Consider the following 18,771-nt stretch of genomic DNA (forward strand, 5'->3'; position numbering starts at 1 on the left):
TTATAGTTTCACCTCCCTTTATTACAAGAGTTGGAATACAAAATCATCTTGTTTATTAAAATCTATGTCTAATTGCATTAAGTAAATGGCATTAATTAAGCTAGCTACCATATCAATTTTTCCAGTACTAACCTTTTTACCAATCATCATATTCAAGTTTTCACCTGCATATTTCACCTTCGCATTTTGAAAGTTGATTTCTAATAACGCGTTTGATAGATACGCAAATTCTTTCTTCAATATCTTTTCTCGCAGTAATTTGGTAGGCATATGTAAAATACTCTGTATTTGTTTTACTTCAACTACTTTAAAATTGCCTTCACGCTCCAAGCGATTTGTAGTAGAAATAGCATTGTATCTGTCATATCCGACTCCCACAATTTCCACCTTATACTTGTCTTCTATTTGCAAAATCATATCCTCTACAAAGCCGTAGTCAATGATTAAATCACCACACGCAAAGCACTTGCCCTCTTTGATAAATAGATTATAATCAATACGCTCTTTGTTTATCTTATCCTTTAACCTACCCTCAGGGATAAACGCAAATGATTCAGCAACTATCTTTCCATCATCATATGTAGCAAAACTAAACGATGTATTATCATCAGATAGCGATAAATCCATTCCTAAATACACCTCTTTGTCTGTCCAATCGTATGTATCAATCTTACATTTACGTACATCATCAATATTTATGTAGGTTTCTCCACTATTTGAAGGCATGAAATGATTCATGTGCTTGCATAGATACTCCTCACGTTCCTTAGGCTTTTCTAGAGCATCTTTACGTGAGTTTCTTATTTCTTGGTAGTTGGATTCAATTCGTAGTGGATTGGCTTGCTCAATACCGTAATCGTCCCAAAGATACTGCTCCTCTGCATAATAAAGGAGAGCAAATAGACGTTCATTATTTGTTGAGCTATTATAAATCTTTTTGAGGTAGTCTAACTCATCTAGCATGATGGATTGATCCTCTGCATAAGCAGTTGTGATGAGGAACATTAGAGGGTTTTCGATGTTTAATTGTCCTGATTTCATAGCATTAATATTGGCATAATTTTTAAATGCACCAACTTCATCGGCAATAAAAGCAGAAGGGAGTATTGAGTTGTTTCGATTTGCTTCAGCAGTTCGTGCTTGATAAAAGCTATTCGTTATTTTACATTCAATTTTACCGCTAAGAGTTTTTGAGGATTTAAAATGCTTACTCATTCGAGGACTTGCAACGAGGATTTGGTCAATAGCTTCTTTAACTTTAGATGCTAACTCTCTGTCTAAACAGATTGAGTAAAATTGACTGAACTTCGGTTCAGTAAGCATGAGGATTATTAATACAAGCGCACAAATGAATGTTTTGGCATTTTTGCGTGGAATAAAGAGGTAGTTAGTACGATATCTAAACTTATCAGGTCTATTTTTATAGCGCCATCCAAATACATTCACGAGAAAGAACGCTTGAAAATCAGCCATTCCTTCGAGTATTGTCTTGTTTGTTACTCCTAATCCAGTTGCAAAGTTCATCAATTTGAGTAGTTTTTCTACTTTTTTAATGGCTTTTTCATCAAAATAGAATTCAAAATCATCATTATCTTGACGTTTAATGTCACGTAAAAACCATTGACATTGGATAATTACTTCTTTTGTTGTGATTTCTTTTCCTTCAACTACTCGTTCTGCATAATTAAACGCTTTATCGATTAGGCTACTCAATCGTCATCATCTCGCAAAGCAGCAAGAACTTTATCTTCTTCTACTTCTTTATTAGTGACATTGATATTTCCAATTTTTGCACGAGCAGCAGGAGAAAGTGACAGTTCGCTTGAACATCTGAAAAACTCTTTTGCATATTTATCCCGTTGAGCCATTAAATTTCTATCCGTTAATAGCTCTGCATCCTCATTTAGTCTTCGATCAATTTCTTGCATCCAATAGATTGAGGTAGCAGCAGTAGATAAGACATAGATGTCTAAATTAGATAAAATCTCACTTGCTTTAAGTTCATTAACAATGTATCTAAATATCTTTTTTTGTCCAGCGTTTAAATAAGTTGGCGGTCTAATTTTGTCTGAAGCACCACGCAATTTTTGTTCTGTTTCTCGTCTAATTTCTCGTTCTTCTTTAGTTAAATTCTTACTTATTACATTTACACTTTTAGACGGTCTTGCCATCTTGTCACCTCCAGTTTTTGGTTTAGGGAAAAAATCGAGAAGAAAGTGGGGAATACGGTGTAGGGGTATAATTTTATTTTTTGAAATGTTAAGTACGGGGGTATCATTTATTATTTTGTTCATTAGCAATCTCTAACAATACACCAAGACTAATATTCCCCTTCTCGGCTTCCTCATGATGATATCGGCAAAGAGTTATTAGATTACCTTCATAAAGTTTTAAATCATCGCGCTCAACAATCTTGTAGATATGATGTACTGATAAATCATCAAAGTTGTATTGTCGAATTGTATTATGTAGTTTCCTTATACAACACTGGCAAAGGTAGTTGTCTCTAGCTTTGATTGAGGCTGCTTTTTTTCTCCAGATATGACTATTCCTAAATCTATTAGCAGTTGTATCTTTCTTATAATTGATTATTGGTTTACTTGGACATACTTCGCCACGCATATGTAAGTTACCGCAATCTGAGCAACTTATATAACTCATTACTTCACCTACTTTATTGCATAATAAAAAGCATTCTTAATTGAATGCTTTATAAGTCAGGATATATTGTTGTATTATAAAAGTTTATATCTTTCTCAAAATTTTGATGATACTTATTAAAGTATAACTCAAAATCTTCTACTACTTTATATTTTGTATAAAGATTAATTATAGTTTTTTCATATGTGGTAAAGTTCGAAAAAAAGATTCGTAAATAATTATTTTTTTCATTATCCTTTAAATTACTTTGTTCTATAAAAGCTATTACTGATATGATACTTTCAAAATAATGATGGAGAGGAAACTTAAATCTATAGTCTACTATGTGAACAGATGTATTTTTATATTCTACGTTATCAACAAATTCTTTCTTTAATCTATATATAAAACTATCATAGTCGTACCTAACTAAATAATTTTCTAATTCCTCATAATTAAATCTGAAAATGTTAAAAACAGATATATCTTGCATCAAAATTTCATCATACCTGTTTTCATAAATGTACTTACGAGCAAGGTTCACAAAAGTTTGTACATCATACTCAAACTCTTTTTCTTCGTTATCATTAATTTTATAATAAAATTTTATAAAATCTGTTCCTAATTCATCTAATGAATCTCGTTCTCTCATAAGTAAACCTTGTAAATATGATTTTAGAGATTCTTCTTTATAGTAATTTATAATAGCCTCATAAATATTTATGAATACAACTTTATCTTTTACAGTCGTACCATATAAAGTTAAACCTTTTACTAAATTATTATGCATATTAATCATATTAAAAAAAGTGGTCTCAAATTGTTGCTTTAGCATGGTTTCATTAGTAATTTCAGCTTGCCTTACCGTCTCTTCCAATTGTTCCCTCGTTGCTGCTAACTCTTTTTGTTGCGTCTTATATGTAGCAAAAACTAAAAGTATTGTTGAAAAAGTTAAAAAAGCTGTAATAATTCCACCCAAGAAACTACCTAATGAAGCTAACTCAGTAAAATCGAAGTATAGATTAAACTGATCTTTAAATATTATTAAAACACCGGTAGTCAACAAAGCAAAGGCTAATAATACAAATGCAATATTAACGAAAAAAGATTCATTATATTTTTGACGGTTTTCTAAATTAGCATTATTCGACATTCCCTCACCCCTATAATTAATCATTATAAGGCATTATAGGGATTTATTACATAATAAAAAGCCACTCTCATGAGTGACCTTAAAATAGAATTACCTTATTTTAAATTATAAATCTCTTTACGAACTAATTTAGATAAATCAACTTTTAAAAAATTGAGATAGTCATCTAGATAATCATTGTCCCCGAATACAAGCTCTTTAATAATTTCATCATTCACTTTTATCATTATTTCAATTGTATTATTAATTAACTGACATTCAATAGTTCCATAAAATTCTTTTATAGTACCTTCAAATGTATTATTTTCTAAATAATTCGCTAGTTCAGCACTATGATTTTCTTTAGAAGCAATTTCATTTAATTTTTTTAAGTGATTATCTCTTTCTACTTCATTATCTTTTATAACCATAATTTGATAATTTTTATAATTGGATTTTTGTTTTTCTAAAGTTATTATAAATGGATATTTAATGTTAGATGATATCATGTTTTGAATTATATCTAAACCTTCAAACTTCTCTCTACTATTTTTCATTTAAACACTCCTTCTGCTTATATTAACAAAAGTATAACAAAACAAATGTTCTGTGTAAAATTTTAGAACTAAGTATTTATTTTTCCAAATAAACTTCTCAGCTTTATGTATTCCGTTATGACATCTATGACAAAGCAAAATTAAATTATTCTCATCTAATCTTTTACTCCAATTTTCATTCAACTCAATAATATGATGAATTACTTCTGCACTTTTATTCCGTCCAAAACGTCTACAAATCTGACAAATGTATTTATCACGTTTTAAAATTTTCTTACGCTGACTAATCCATTCTTTTGAATTATAGAAAGCATGATTATCGTTCTTGTAATAAATTACAACCAACTTTTTTCTATTAAACTGGAAACATGGTATAATTTTATTTATTAGGAGGTGTTTTTAATGGGAAATGATTTAGTTTTTTATAACAGTTCTGGAGTCCCTATCGCTTATTGCGAAGATGAGGAGAATATCTATTTGTATAATGGGAAACCAGCAGCTTATTTTTACAATGATTCAATCTATTCATTTAAAGGAAAACACTTAGGTAGATTTAATAATGGTTGGTTTAGAGATAACAATGGTTACTGTGTTTTCTTCACCGAAAATGCTTCTGGTGGACCTTTTAAACCGATGAAAAGTATGACACCAATCAAATCAATGAAAAGTATGAAACCGATTAAGTCTGTGAAATTTATGCGTCCAATGAAACCCATGAATAGTTCTAATTGGTCTAAATTATCCTCTGAAATATTTTTCGATCAATAAATGAAACACGCCTATGACGGTGTGTTTTTTTTAACATAAATAAAAAGCCACAATCTTTTGAAAGTGACTTTCTAAATTAGAATCGTATCATTTATTTGCAAATACAGCTTTCACCATATCCTCAGCTAAATCCATTGTAAGTGGAACATAATTTTTCCTTAGTAATCCAGATGAAACTGTAAATTTAATATCAAATTGTTCATCAACACTAGGATATACCGTAGCAACTTGTTTATTTGAATGTGGTAATGTTCCAACAATATCAACTTTAGGACTGTAAGTATTATCACTATTTCCGTTAAATACATTCACTGAAATTGATAACTCTTTAAATTTAATACTATATGAATTACTAGTTTTTACTTCAGTAACACAATCGCCTAATTCTGAACGCATTTTCTCAAAGATATTTTCAAAGTACTTAAATACCTCATTAGACCACATTGAATATTGACTCTTTAAGTAATTTAATTTTTTCATTTTGTCTTGCTCAATCATTTCTTCTTTATCTAGTGTCTGCTTTAGCTCTTTTATCCAATCACTCATCATAACTCACCTTTCTCATTTTTAACGTTAATTTAAATTATAAATTAAATTTCCATTATTATCAAAGTAATATCCGATGGAGTGCAAGGGCAAGTCAGACTTGATGTCTGTATTAACTAGAGTTTAGCCAAGACTAGAGTTATGGTAGTACGTTCTCAAATAATCCCCCAGTCAACATCCTCACGATTAATCGCTTCTTTTTCTATCATTGTTGCAGATGTTGACATTGATACTATTCGACACCCTGTCATTTTACTCAATAACCACTCTACTTCGTCCACTAATAAAGATTCACCTTTAAAGCTGTTATCTCTCAACAAACGCTGTATACTCACTGGTGGAGGAATGTTTAACCCTAATTTTTTAGCTTCTTTTTCTAAAATATCCACTACTTGATCATGAGCTACTAAAATTCTATGTCCTTCTTTTTCAGATTGCTTTAATAATTCTGTTGTCTTTCCGCACATTCTTTTACCGCCAATGATTGTTGTCAATATAATTCCCCCTTGTATTTGTTTACTCAAAATAAAAAGAGGAGACCACAAAAAATTGTGACCCCTCAATAGTTATGTAATCATTTTATTCTCCACATTCAACGCATCTTAAAGTTTCGAATAAAAGTCTAGTATTTTAGTTCCCCATGTAAAACTTTAAGTATGTGTTCATAAATAAGTACATCATTCTAGATTTAATAGTCTATAATGCCTTAAATTCTTCAAAAATATTTTTCAATATTTGAACGTCTCTATACTGTTCTTTAAATGCATCTGTTATATAACCTTTTATTTCTGGAATATAAGGAGTCCATATGTCTTGTGAATACTTATGATTATCATTCCAAACAGATAAAACGTATCTTTTGAACGCTTCTTTTTCATCTTTAGAATCAAAAACTAACATGCATTCCATAAATCGTCTGTGTGATGATGATGCTTCATCTCCATCAGGATTAAAATAAAATTTATGAATAGTGTATTCTAATGTATCTTTAATGAAATATTTAAAGGAAATATCCCAATCACGACGACTTGTTAATGAAATACCGTCTGTAAAAGGGGTAGAAGTGAAATATCTTCCACCATCTAAAGATGCTCCATCTGTAGAAAACAATAAGGTTTGATGATAATATAGTTTTATTTCATACCAACGAGCCCTTGTGTCTGTTTGGTTAAATAAATAGTATTCATACCCATTCAGATCATCTACCTGTGTATGCTCTATCGTGAACTCAGGAAAGTATTTATAGTATTTCTTTGATGATATTCCAGAAGTTGAATGAATCCACTCATCTGATTTTTCCAAGTAATATCTAGCTCTTTCCAAAGGAGTTGAAATTAATCGAAATCTTTTCTTCCATAAGTATTCTACGTGATGAATATCTGCGGACTTTTCTTTTGGTGTATTGGTATCCATTACTCTTGTGTAAATATTATTTGCGAATACACCTTGATATTTCTCACTTAAGTAATATGGCGTATTAAAAGTATTTTTAACTACAATTACATCGATCTCCCCATCATTGACGCTAATCGTTTCAACATAAACAATTGGTCTTATTCCTCCAGAAAACTTTTTGTCTCTTAAAAAGTCTACAAGCATTTGTGTGTTTTTTCTATTCATATCATCAGAAACACTACTTGCTTGATATTTATTTTCCTCATCTATCCCTATGATTATATAAGCATCCTTATTTTCTAAATTATTTGCCATACAAATTATATCGTGGAGTAAATCAGATTTTTTCTCATTTGCATACCATTCTTTTTTAAAATCCCAATATGACCCCTCTTGTCTCAGTGATATTAACTCTTGAATTAATTGGTTCATCTTTATTTATATCCTCCTTTTTAATCCTTACATACAATAGGATTTTATATATCATACAATATTTTAAGATATTCACAAATGTTATCTAACACTCATCGTAAATTATTGTCTGCTTCACCTTTTGCCACACCTGGCAAATATAATATGAAATTGTAAAGGAGGATAAGATACTTCATCATAACTCAATATGTATTTATTTAACTGCACCAATCGGTCACACAAGCAAAACAACTGTCGTCATTACTCTCGTGGTCTTTAAATAATCCAATGCATAGCTCAATTAATCGATTATCGTCAATCTCACCACTTTTATGTAACATGTCAACATAAGTAAATCCACCGATGAAGCTGAAGATACCCTTTGTTTCTTCAAATTTGTCATAATTCTCAAAATAGTAGTCTGCGCAACATGATATATTATCTAAATAAACATTTTTAAAATCTTTAACTGGGTAAACTTTGCAGTGTAAATCAACAAATCTCTTTTCTACGTCTTCTATGTATTTTGATAATTCCATTAAATCATCTTTATGCTTTTCTAATAAATACGGAACCGTTTCCTCATCTTTAAACGAAACAAACTGTCCAATGTAACTCTTTAATCCTTTGCGCAATCTTTCGTTTGTCTCATCTAATTTAATTTGAGTTGCCTTCAACTTTGCTTCACTTTCTTTTGTTCGTGCTAATTGCTTTTTGAATACCGAGTAGTATGGATCACGCTGATCTAAAGTCAAAACATAATTCTCAAGCCATAAAATTGCAGTATCTCCATCCATGTTTTTCATTTGCTCGTTAGTTAATGTTGTCATAAATAATTTCCCCTTTTTCCTCTTATTCTTTATTTGTAAATTTATGTATGTTTCTCTATTAGACCGTTTGAAGCTTATGTATTAAGATAATTGTATTGCTCGAATCGTCTAAAATTTGTTTGCTATTATCTATTATGTTATTGTGCTTTTTTATTGTTGTATAATAAGCAATTATTTTGGATGCATCTGAAGCTAACTCCAAATTTATTACCCATTTCTAAAAACCAATTCATTTTCTTACCATGTGGGAGAGTTTTATATTCTTCTCGCAATTGAACAACAACATCCTTATCTAAGCGATTAGTCTTTTCGTACATTTTACGTCTAGCACGATTTATTGCTATCTTTTCCAATACAAGATTTTCGATTTTGTTATTAGAACGATCAAAATCCAAGTGGTCGACTTCCAACCCCATCATCTCCCAATTAAAATGATGACCTGATCCAATCGCATATACAGCTCTCGTACAAAGTACATGCACTCCTACACTTGATGCAATACCGTCATCATTTACAACGTATGCTAGACAATACTCATTAAAATTAGGATTAGCTACTACCCACTTACCTTTATTCTTGTTCCAAATTCGCCCGTTTTTTAGGTCTGCTGCATAATTACTATAATTCGGGATATCGTGCAATACCTCTAAATCAATTTCCTTAATATTTACTTTAAACATCTTATAAATTCCTCTTTTCCTTTTTTGTTTTCGCTAGTATCTCACTTAGCATGTTTATCTCTGTCCTACTTTTATTTCTCGTTTACGAATTCGATGATTTGTCTTTCATGAAGCTCGCTGATATTGATGTCTGGATGAGAAAAATACATACTCACCCATGCCGAACTAGTTCCAATTAATTTAGCTAATTCTTTTTGTCGTATTTTTTTGAGCTTACATTGCATAAGTAACTCTAGTCTTTGTTGATAATTTAAAACTTTAATCACATCCTTCTTTATTTATGTCATTGCTATTTATCTGAACGTCTGTTATATTTATTATGGGTAACTATATACTCTTCGTTTAAAAAATTAAGTTTAAAAAATATCCCTCTCTCACCTTATAAAAAGGTTTGGACTGTTACCACCTAGTCGTAGTCAAGCAACAGCCCTAAAAAGGAGGAATTATAAGAGGAATGGAAAGTATCTCTACTCTCCATTAGTCAAACTTTCAAACATGCCACAAACCGTTGATTTAACTAGCTTTCTCACTGTTTTCATTTATACTTCCGTTAAAATTTTCACTAAAAATGTTGACGAATATCTCTTTATGTGTTTTAATTATAAATTTGAGCAATCTATTGTACTTCTTATCAATTTTTACTTTGGCATTCGGATCATGGATATCGCAAATAAACGAATAAATAGTTTCAGGCTTTATTTTCAACTTACCAATCCTAGTTTCAAATTTTCGTGCAACATCATTAATTAATGTAAATTGCTTTTCTTTATCTTTAGTATCTACATAGATTTTCGCAATTGCATCTTCTAATTCTTCTCCAATTTCAATTAATTTTTTCTTTTGATTACGATTCGCTTTATCTTTATCTAGTGAGTTATTTAACAGATCAATAAGTTCGTTAGTTTTTGTAGGTTTTGCATTATCGTCATTATTTAAAATATCTTGAAGCATGTCCATTGGCGTATTAAATTGTACATACATCACTTCTTTACGCTTTTTACGGTCGATATTTTCAAAAAATGAAGGCTTAAATTTCTTCTTTTCTTTTGGTACTTCTTCAAATTTAAAAATACCAGCATCTTTATTTATGTACTTATTAACCGCTAACACTACTGAACGAACAGCCTTTTTAACGTCAATCTCAAATGTTTTCTTTGCTACATCGATTGCTAGGGTACTAAGTGCAGCAACTAAATTGGTAAGTTGTAATACCTGTTCAGCTTTTTCATTCTCTCCAATCGATTGTAAATGATGGAATAATGACATAGCCAACTGTCCACTATTTACACATTCACCTATCACTGTTTTAGATTCAGCAATTTTATTATCTGCTTTAGCCATATCAATGTCTGTAAGCTTATAAACTATTGCTTCATCTTCTGATTCTCCTACACTGGTTTCACATACTAGATAATCTTCATTAGCCTTTTTAGCCAATCTAACCACCGTGCTATTATTAGTTGCGTGTACAAAATCCGAATCAAAGTCAGCTCCTGAGAGTCTTGACATGATAGAGTGATTCACCGAATTAACAACTATTATCTCTTTACTTACTTTTATGTATTTCTTAATATTGGCATTATATGTATTATGCACCGCTAAAACATTACTCATATTTGTATGCGGATTACGATGTAAAGCGACATCTTGCCAAAAATCAAATTGGGTAGTATAAACTTGATTACCACTTAAAGTTAAATCATCTAAATCTAATTTATTTATTGCTTGTTTGAGTAATTCTATAGGGTTTGATAACATCGTTAAATTGTCACCCTGCACTCGCACCTTCCCTTTTGCTACTCGTTTTTTATAACGATTAACCACTTGGCTGCGATAATCTTTAAACATTTTCGTGTAAATAAATTCTGGATTAATCTCATACAAGTTAACATAAAACTCATTCAAATTATTATCATTACTTGTAGCTTTTAAGTGTTCGATTAATGTCGATGGGTTATTTTTTAATTCATCTATGTACTTCTTATCAATTGCTAATAATTCATTCATATCATCTTGGTTAACTAATAAAGCATTAATCATCTGATAACTCATTTGTTGGGTTATAGTTCCATCCTGTAGTTTTGGCGCTTGTGACGGTTTTTCATATTTACACACCCCAAACATTTGTCCTTCATCTCTAACTACATCCTTCCAGTAAGCATACATCGCTTCCCTGTTTGCATTTACATCATCTAATTTCATCTTATAAGCCATCTTGAACATTTTCATAGAATTAGGTGTGACAATCATCTTTACATTTTCAGCTAAAATAGGATTACCGAACATGTCATGTAAAACCCATTCATCATATTTAACACCATCTGGACAGTTATCTTTTAAAAATAATTGAATATCAGTTTTAAACGCTGCTGATTTAAAGAAGTGGTTACGTAACAGTACAAATGATTTATCTGCATAATCTGAAGCTTTAAATACTCTTACATCGAGTAATGATTCACCGTCAAAAATATCATTTGTAATTGAATGGTTATCAGCTTTATCAACGGTTAATCTCTTCTTCTTTCCTTTACCCTCTGCATAAACTAAGTTAACATCCTCTTTAAATGTAGATTTCACATCATCAACTAGTAAAATATTATCTACATTAATATTTATTAAACCTTGTATTGCTGACCCGATTAATGACTCATACGCTCGGATACTTACGAGATCAATAGTTTCTTCCTCATCAAATTTAAGTCCCATGCGTTGCCATTCCGTCATTTCTTTATGTAATTTTTTTTCGATGAATAAAACTTCTCCTTTGCGGCTCTTGCTGGAGCTTCTGGAAAACTGCACGTATTCAACTCTTACTGTTTTATCATCTTTTTTATAGTCGATAAAGAAACCATCTTGATATAGTATCTCTCGCAACTCTTCAACCTTTACCGATTTCCATTCTTTGTTTTCTTTTTCTTCTTCAACCTTTTCTAAATATGTTTCTGCATCATCTATTTTTTTACCTAACTTCTCAATTTCCTTTTCTTTTCTTTTAATTTCTTTTTCTAACTTTTTAACGTCCTTTTCCTTGTTATCTTCAAGTCTCAACTTTTCAAGATAACTTTTGTATTCTTCAATTCTCTCTTTAGTACGCTCAATTATCGTTTTAGCGTTATCTACGTCATAATCAAAAGAAACATTTACTACTGCATTCGATAATAATTTATTAGAATTAAATTTACTTTCAAATGTTTTGAATCCTTTGAGAGAGAGCATTTTAATCAATTGCATTGAATAAGGTAACTTCCCGACATAGTCACGAGTTAAATAGTCCCCACGCTTATTATTTGCATAAATTTTATTTGCTTCAATCGACTGAATGTAAACTCCATTATTATTGTTTTTCGTCAATATTAATTCCTCCATTTTCCCTTTTGTTTTATGTATTTCAGTAATGAGGTAAAGAATAGTCAACACTTTTAATATTGAAGTATCACTAACAATTCGCTTTCAGCAAATCGAAGTGATTCTAACAATTTTAAAACTATTGCCTTCGCCATATTCATTATTAAATGTTCCCTATTCGGTCGCATTCAACAATGAATCTGTCGGATGTGTTTTTTATTTATTTTCTTGACTTTTTATGTATTATTTGTACACAGGATAAGCAACTTTCTATATAAGTTGGAATATGCATATTGTGTGTACACTTTACCTAGTTATGTTGTCAATTATTGTCCAGTACCTTACTGACTTCCTTTGACCATCTATCTTAGTTTTAGTTGTTTTAGATACAATGAGATATGAAATTTTATTCTCTTTTAAGTACTCGTTCAATAGTGAAATACTTCGTTGTATCCTGTTACTGTTATCCTTCAATCCGACTTTATGTATTAGTTCTTCACGTTGCTCTTTATACAATTCGACACCAACGTTTGCTTCCAGATACTCGACCAAGCTTTGCTCCTTTTGCTCTTGTTGAACTGCTTCATAATTCATTGTTTGTCCATACTCAATCCCTAATTTGTTCATCATAAACCTCTTGTACCCCATCCCTTTCATTTGTTTACCTTTAAATTTAACTTCAATGTCCTTCATTATGTAAATTTCTTTCTGATACTGCTTTAACTTTAAATGAGCTAATTCATTAACCTTGAAATCTTTAGTAGCCTCATCAAAGTAAATGAAATCATTATGATATGTACGATCACTTATGTATTTTCTATTAAATTCTTTTCTGTCCCACTTAAATAGTTCGAGTTCCTCTAATTCTTTTGCTTTATCAAATAGATTGAGTACGCCTTTGTTATAATTTCGTATGTAAATACCGCTGCACCTGTCATTATCATCTAACAAACGTTTGCGCCCTATGCACTGGATAGTTTGTGACCAATCAAAAACACTCGTTATTATGTGTTTGATTGATGTATCGTAGAGATTCACTCCCACATCAAGAGCCGTGGTGGAAACCAAAAGTCTACTATTGAAGGTTTCATTTTGGATTGGATACCCTTGTTCCCTTAATATCTCTATAGCTTCTGTATTTTTTGCGTGTTTTGAGCAGAAGAATAAAGCATCCTTCTTAAACTCGTTGTAAATCTCAAGAGCATAATCCATACTCCCACTAAAAAACATGATTTTATCTTCTGTACTATGTAATTTGTCTCTAATGATTTCTTTGACATCTTGTTTTTTATTGAAGAAATAAAATTTATCAACATAGTCATATGATTTCGGTATATGATAATAATTATCTTCTGTCACATGTCCTTCCTCTACAAATTGATTAAAGAAACTGGTAGCTGTCGCACTCATGTAAATCTTTTTAGATGGATGATTATAAATCCACTCAAATGATAAATCAGTGTATCGATTATAAATTTCTGTTACGTGATGGAACTCGTCTAAACATATCCAATCATAATCTGTAGTAAACACATTTGAAGTCATTACATTATTGCGTATTGATTGCTCAATGCGCTGATACGTTGTTATATCTACATTAAATGTAAATGTTTCTTCAACTTCATCTGTAGTTTGATTTTTTAATGCATCACGATTACAGACGAATAATATCTTTTTACCTTTTAACATAGAGATGGTTGCGATTTTATGTATGATTATGTGCGTCTTACCTGTAGCCGTACCTCCATCTAAAATTACGTTAGCATTCCAATTTTCAATTTCTTCCTCACTAATTACCTTTCCGAACTTATTTCCACTTTCAAATTTCCTCACTTCATTCCTCCTTCTTTTTTCTATTTACCTTTTATTAGGTGATATAAGGTAATATAATATAAAATAATGAATATTATTTTACCTCACTCTATTTACTCCCATTTAATATCATGGTATGATTGCTTCAACAACAAAACTGATACATATAAATCTTCCTCCTTTCAAAAATAGGTAGAATAAAATTGACACATTTACAAGTAGTTTGTAAGTGTTTATTTGTGTTTAGTTGATTTTTGGACACTTATTAATATTATAATGCAAAACTTGAGTAAGTGACAGTCATTTTTTTGATTAAACACTAGAAGCATTTTGTGGATAAAACTCTCTATAATTTGCTTCTAGTGTTTAATCACCTTTTTGAATTTCTGCTACTTGTGGCAGAAAATTACCGATGTACTCATTTACTCTAGTCCATCTAACATTTCCGTGTACAATCCACCTAATCGTTTTATTTGAAAATGATCCATGCGAAATGCTAACATAACTGTGATATAAGTTGTAAAGGATTGATTATGTATGTCGGAAAAACTTAATACAAATACAGTTAATAATGATGAGCATCTTGCATTGAAAAACTTGTTCAATGATATTTCTAAAGATGAATTAGAAATTGCTAAAAAGTACATTAAAGCACTAGAGCAAGTTAGCAAAAAATCTGAAAGTAAACCCAAAGGATGATCTCATCCTTTTTTTATTTTGCGTTTTTTATCTATCCAAATAATAATAGTAAATTTCGTAAGTAGCTAGTCGAGGTCAAAAAACTTTTTAAGAGACCACAAAATTGTTGTTTCTTTGAAATGGATCATGATATAGTATATTAGTTTAAATATTATTTACAAATAAGGAAAACTATAGTATAATTAGAGTAGTCAAAAAGGGCATGTAAATTTAACATACCCTTAATTATTAATGATTTTATTTACCAAATATCATCTATTTCAGCATTAGTTATTTCTATAACTTTCATATTTGGTCGGAAGAAATAACAATCATCTTTAAATATGAAGTCACCGATTGAAATATTATTAGATGTGAATAATGAATCAATATCATCTATTAGATTATCTTGGACATTTGCAGTAATACATAATTCAAATTCTACTTTACCATTAGACAATACGTTGAAAGTAAAGTAACCATTAAAATCAAAAAAGCACTCATCTAGTCCTACTACTGACATGTTGAAATTTTCAATCGTGTAGTCGGGACTATTTTTTTCGTTGTAGTTATAGTCATTATTAACTATTTCATAATTTATAATTTTACCATTTTCGTAAATTGGCTTACCTAGTAATTCAACTTGTGATGGGATGTCACCCTCAGCTATAAATTTGATTGTAGTTATCAACGTGTTCATTGCATTCATAATGTTATCCTCCTAGTATCACCCTTGCCCATCAGGAGATCACCGGTGTATAATAACGGTATAACCTCCTATGGGTGGGTTAATGATTTATCTGGAATCTGTTTGTCTCTGTGGTGGGGAGAACAGATTCCTTTTTTATTTTGATTTTTTTAATTTATATATGACTTCTTTTTCAATTGTGAATTCACTATTAATGTAACTTTGCATGAATGCTTCGATTACGTCATTCATTTTTTCACCATTATGTTTACAAGTTTCTTTAAATTCTAGTTGTAAGTCTTCGTCAATAGAAGTTGTGAAAGTCTTTTTTGCCATTGTTATCACCTCCTTAACCTTATAATACATGTAAAAATAAATATAATCAACAATATTTTTATAAATATTTTTAAATGTTTAAGTAGGAAGTCTCCCCAACTTTCCGTCTCTAGTACTGGTATTACGCTCGTAACTGAAATGGTGACGACCTTATACGAACATTAGTCGTAGTATGACGAGAGACCTGATAGTAACAATGTTACAGTCAGGTCGGTGAGGGCGACTACAACGCTATCAGGTCAAAGTAAGTAATGTTTACCTTGCCAAGGGCACGACGTACCTCACCGATATATTATAGAGGTCGTAATAATGTCCCTAACCTTCATACATCAAGTGTCATAGAAAATTTAGACAAACGTGTCGCTGAGATCGACACTAAGGAGGGCTGAACTTTCAGCTACGACCATCAGTAGTGGTCAACTTAGTAACCACTGAAAATCACTTATATGAAAAGCCAAATACCTGAGAGGAACAATATTCCTATCTGACTTTTTGCTTCAGAACAATTGATAACAGTTTCCAAATATGGATTCAGATAATTTCTTTTGCATAATGAATATTATTTATATTCCAAATGCATTGTATAAGAGTGATTTAAGCTGAATAGAGCGTGTTATAGTTTTGATCGAGTGGAATAGTAATCCGTGTAACGATTTAGCTTTACCACGCTTATACGCATTTAAAACATTTAAAATAGACTCTCTATACTCCTGCTCATGTTCCTCAATTTGAATGTTGCGATCAACTTTACTTTTAGCTTTATAGATACATCCTACAATGTTATAAAGTTCATTCGTATCAAAGAATGCTGAAAGAAATTGTAATGGTTTCGGTAATTTAGTTGTTAGACCTTTTTTGATTAAAGATTCTTTATCAGCACTTTGAGTAGCAGCTACTGTATCACTTGTATTATTAATATTTTGAGTATTTAATAGAGTCTCTTTGTCTGGACATTCCGTTTGGACATCTATCTGTACATTTTGAATTACTAGGATATTCGTAGAGCGTCTTCTATCCCCATTATGACGTTTGCTATCATATTTTTTAATCACGTTTAAATTGACTAATACGGCTATTGAGCGTTGTACGGTCTTGTAACTAATATTTAATTCTTCAGCAATTTTACGTTGTGATAGATAGCATACTCCAACATACTTACAAGCCCATTGCGAAACAAAGTCTAAAACTGCATATGTAGACTTTGTTAATTGAGATTTAAATTTTTGTTTGTAATGATTAACGACTACATTCATTTCTTTAACAGCTTTAAATGATTGAAGTGATTGGTATGTAGATTCTGTGTTTAGTAGTGTCATTATTGTATTCGCTCCTTTTAATTCGTTGCGAATAACACTAAAATTAAATGTATTTATGTAAGAAGGCATACTTAAATAAACGTTTGTCCTTGTATTTTTTGAACAAAAGCTGTAAAATAATTTACATAAACACACTTAATATAGCCGTAGGAAGCGTATTAGTGTTATTCAGTTTCGAAGGAGTTGGCTATTTGCAGTAGCTGACTCTTTCTTTTTTATTTGTTATAGATCAAAATCATTTAACGGATTGTACTTCTCATTTTGTTCATGCAACGCTGATCCCCAGAGTGAGAGGTACTTTTCTGTCATCGAAAGATTTTTGTGTCGTAAAATTTTCTGAAGCGTAAAGACGTCTCCACCTCCTAGAAGGAATTTTTGTGCGAAAGTGTGCCTAAAAGTATGGGCAGAAAGTCTTACATCTTTAAAATTCATAACCTCTTGCAATCTTTTGAATACACTTTTCGTAGCATCATAAGACATTGGAGTACCGTCTCTATTAACGAATACATAATCATTAAGTATTTTAAAATGACGCTCGCAAAATAGCTTGTATTCGAGTAATTCTTGCAATACCTTTGATGTTAGTGGTACAGTTTCTTGTCTACGATTTTTACCGTAAATGGTTAATTGATAATGCTCTGTGTTTATATCAGTCCATTTTAAATTTCGTAATTCACCAATTCTAATTCCAGTACCAAGTAATGTTATTATGATCGCTGAATTACGAAAAGCCGTAAATTGATGATCCTTCCTCTTCAATCGTCTGTAATAAGTGAACATTTGCCTAATATGCGAATCAGTAAATACTTCAATTTTTTCATCTGTCTCTAACTTTGAAATTTTAGAACATGGATTTTTATTAATATATTCGTTATCTAATAAGTGATTAAAAAATGCTCTCAAGTTTTTAAGTTTATTATTTACAGTATTAGGACTGTTATTTCTTTCCTTCTTACAGTACAAAAGATAACTTTTAATAGTTGATTGTGTAATTTCATTTACATCTATTATCTCCCTCTCAGTTAACCATCGCTTAAATTCTCTAAAGAAAATCACATAACCCTTCATTGTGTTTTCACTTAAATTTTGTAATTCTCGTTCGTCCATAAAATCCTGAATAGCAAATTTAACTAACAAAAAAACACCTCCAATAGATTTTAATAATCTACTAGAAGTGTCTAAACTCAAAAGAAAAGTGGCGTTACTTGCACACTAACCTTTTTATATTCAATATGTACGCTAAACCCTTGATATATCAACGTTTATAATAGACAACCAAATAGGTATTTCCCCCCTATCCTCGTAGGTTTTTTGGTTGTACTAGATAAAGGCAGGTCTCCTGGCTTATGTTCATCGCACCTTTCACCTTCCCATTACTTTGCGTAACAGTGGTCTGCTGAAATGTGCTCCCATTTACAGTTGCGGGACAGCGTCGGATTTACACCGACTTCCCTATTAAACAAATCGAAAATCAGATTTGTACCTCTATCTTATTATTCCGTTTTTATTATTATACCATAAAGGTTTGTGTACAAATAACGTATATATTTTATAGTGAACACAGTGATTATCATTCATCAAATTTTGAACTGAACCCCAATTGTTAGACACAATCTAACAATTGGAGGTGCAGTTTT

The 18,771-nt window shown here is 30.9% G+C and carries 19 protein-coding genes and 1 riboswitch; of the genes, 2 read left to right on the forward strand and 17 right to left on the reverse strand.

Annotated features, from left to right (window positions below; genetic code table 11):
• Nucleotides 1-21: 21 nt before the first annotated feature.
• The 6 genes from H131_RS21080 to H131_RS26200 form a co-directional block, all read right to left on the reverse strand.
• Nucleotides 22-1,713, reverse strand: coding sequence for a terminase large subunit (locus H131_RS21080; protein ID WP_010861162.1), 1,692 nt, complete (start codon nucleotides 1,711-1,713; stop codon nucleotides 22-24).
• A complete protein-coding gene (locus H131_RS21085) occupies nucleotides 1,710-2,171 on the reverse strand; it encodes a P27 family phage terminase small subunit (RefSeq protein WP_036132333.1) in 462 nt (153 codons plus the stop codon). Before H131_RS21085 ends, H131_RS21080 begins: the two co-directional genes overlap by 4 nt.
• Nucleotides 2,172-2,274: 103 nt before the next feature.
• Nucleotides 2,275-2,661, reverse strand: a complete 387-nt coding sequence (locus tag H131_RS21090; RefSeq protein ID WP_010861164.1) for an HNH endonuclease — start codon at nucleotides 2,659-2,661, stop codon at nucleotides 2,275-2,277.
• Between the two features lie 49 nt (nucleotides 2,662-2,710).
• Nucleotides 2,711-3,793 (reverse strand): putative phage abortive infection protein, encoded by a 1,083-nt coding sequence (locus H131_RS21095; RefSeq protein ID WP_010861165.1) that lies wholly within the window; start codon nucleotides 3,791-3,793, stop codon nucleotides 2,711-2,713.
• A 95-nt stretch (nucleotides 3,794-3,888) separates the two neighbouring features.
• The gene (locus H131_RS21100; protein WP_010861166.1) at nucleotides 3,889-4,329 is read right to left on the reverse strand and encodes a hypothetical protein; all 441 of its coding nucleotides are present in this window, start codon (nucleotides 4,327-4,329) and stop codon (nucleotides 3,889-3,891) included.
• Nucleotides 4,330-4,674 (reverse strand): HNH endonuclease, encoded by a 345-nt coding sequence (locus tag H131_RS26200; protein ID WP_010861167.1) that lies wholly within the window; start codon nucleotides 4,672-4,674, stop codon nucleotides 4,330-4,332. It lies immediately after the preceding gene.
• 57 nt (nucleotides 4,675-4,731) lie between these two features.
• Here H131_RS26200 and H131_RS21110 point away from each other — a divergent pair, with 57 nt between their 5' ends.
• Complete coding sequence (locus tag H131_RS21110) at nucleotides 4,732-5,097, forward strand: 4-fold beta flower protein (protein ID WP_010861168.1); 366 nt, start codon at nucleotides 4,732-4,734, stop codon at nucleotides 5,095-5,097.
• Nucleotides 5,098-5,184: 87 nt separating this feature from the next.
• Here H131_RS21110 and H131_RS21115 read toward each other — a convergent pair whose 3' ends face one another.
• From H131_RS21115 to H131_RS21150, 7 genes are all read right to left on the reverse strand, one after another.
• Nucleotides 5,185-5,643: a hypothetical protein gene (locus H131_RS21115; protein ID WP_010861169.1), complete on the reverse strand. Its 459-nt coding sequence runs from the start codon at nucleotides 5,641-5,643 to the stop codon at nucleotides 5,185-5,187.
• A gap of 155 nt (nucleotides 5,644-5,798) precedes the next feature.
• Nucleotides 5,799-6,137 carry a replicase gene (locus tag H131_RS21120; RefSeq protein WP_010861170.1) on the reverse strand — a complete coding sequence of 113 codons (339 nt, stop codon included), beginning with the start codon at nucleotides 6,135-6,137 and terminating at the stop codon, nucleotides 5,799-5,801.
• A 202-nt stretch (nucleotides 6,138-6,339) separates the two neighbouring features.
• Entirely contained in the window at nucleotides 6,340-7,470 is a 1,131-nt protein-coding gene (locus H131_RS21125) for an AlbA family DNA-binding domain-containing protein (protein WP_010861171.1), read from the reverse strand.
• Between the two features lie 197 nt (nucleotides 7,471-7,667).
• Entirely contained in the window at nucleotides 7,668-8,279 is a 612-nt protein-coding gene (locus tag H131_RS21130; protein WP_010861172.1) for a hypothetical protein, read from the reverse strand.
• Between the two features lie 137 nt (nucleotides 8,280-8,416).
• Nucleotides 8,417-8,959, reverse strand: coding sequence for an HNH endonuclease (locus H131_RS21135; protein WP_010861173.1), 543 nt, complete (start codon nucleotides 8,957-8,959; stop codon nucleotides 8,417-8,419).
• 513 nt (nucleotides 8,960-9,472) lie between these two features.
• Nucleotides 9,473-12,310 (reverse strand): hypothetical protein, encoded by a 2,838-nt coding sequence (locus H131_RS21145; protein ID WP_010861175.1) that lies wholly within the window; start codon nucleotides 12,308-12,310, stop codon nucleotides 9,473-9,475.
• 300 nt (nucleotides 12,311-12,610) lie between these two features.
• Complete coding sequence (locus H131_RS21150; RefSeq protein WP_010861176.1) at nucleotides 12,611-14,137, reverse strand: DEAD/DEAH box helicase family protein; 1,527 nt, start codon at nucleotides 14,135-14,137, stop codon at nucleotides 12,611-12,613.
• Nucleotides 14,138-14,653: 516 nt separating this feature from the next.
• On the opposite strand from H131_RS21150, the gene H131_RS24775 reads away from it, so the two are divergent.
• A complete protein-coding gene (locus H131_RS24775; protein ID WP_155242521.1) occupies nucleotides 14,654-14,815 on the forward strand; it encodes a hypothetical protein in 162 nt (53 codons plus the stop codon).
• Nucleotides 14,816-15,056: 241 nt separating this feature from the next.
• On the opposite strand, the gene H131_RS21155 is transcribed toward H131_RS24775, so the two are convergent.
• The 4 genes from H131_RS21155 to H131_RS21170 all read right to left on the reverse strand — a co-directional run bounded on the left by H131_RS21155 (nucleotide 15,057) and on the right by H131_RS21170 (nucleotide 18,271).
• Entirely contained in the window at nucleotides 15,057-15,503 is a 447-nt protein-coding gene (locus tag H131_RS21155) for a hypothetical protein (RefSeq protein WP_010861177.1), read from the reverse strand.
• Between the two features lie 135 nt (nucleotides 15,504-15,638).
• Nucleotides 15,639-15,818, reverse strand: a complete 180-nt coding sequence (locus H131_RS21160; protein ID WP_036132325.1) for a hypothetical protein — start codon at nucleotides 15,816-15,818, stop codon at nucleotides 15,639-15,641.
• A gap of 563 nt (nucleotides 15,819-16,381) precedes the next feature.
• Nucleotides 16,382-17,134 (reverse strand): MarR family transcriptional regulator, encoded by a 753-nt coding sequence (locus H131_RS23270; RefSeq protein WP_010861178.1) that lies wholly within the window; start codon nucleotides 17,132-17,134, stop codon nucleotides 16,382-16,384.
• 222 nt (nucleotides 17,135-17,356) lie between these two features.
• Nucleotides 17,357-18,271, reverse strand: coding sequence for a tyrosine-type recombinase/integrase (locus H131_RS21170; RefSeq protein WP_010861179.1), 915 nt, complete (start codon nucleotides 18,269-18,271; stop codon nucleotides 17,357-17,359).
• A gap of 175 nt (nucleotides 18,272-18,446) precedes the next feature.
• Nucleotides 18,447-18,636, reverse strand: a riboswitch (cobalamin riboswitch).
• Between the last annotated feature and the right edge of the window lie 135 nt (nucleotides 18,637-18,771).

This window comes from Lysinibacillus sphaericus OT4b.31 (genome assembly GCF_000392615.1).
Classification (GTDB): domain Bacteria; phylum Bacillota; class Bacilli; order Bacillales_A; family Planococcaceae; genus Lysinibacillus; species Lysinibacillus sphaericus_B.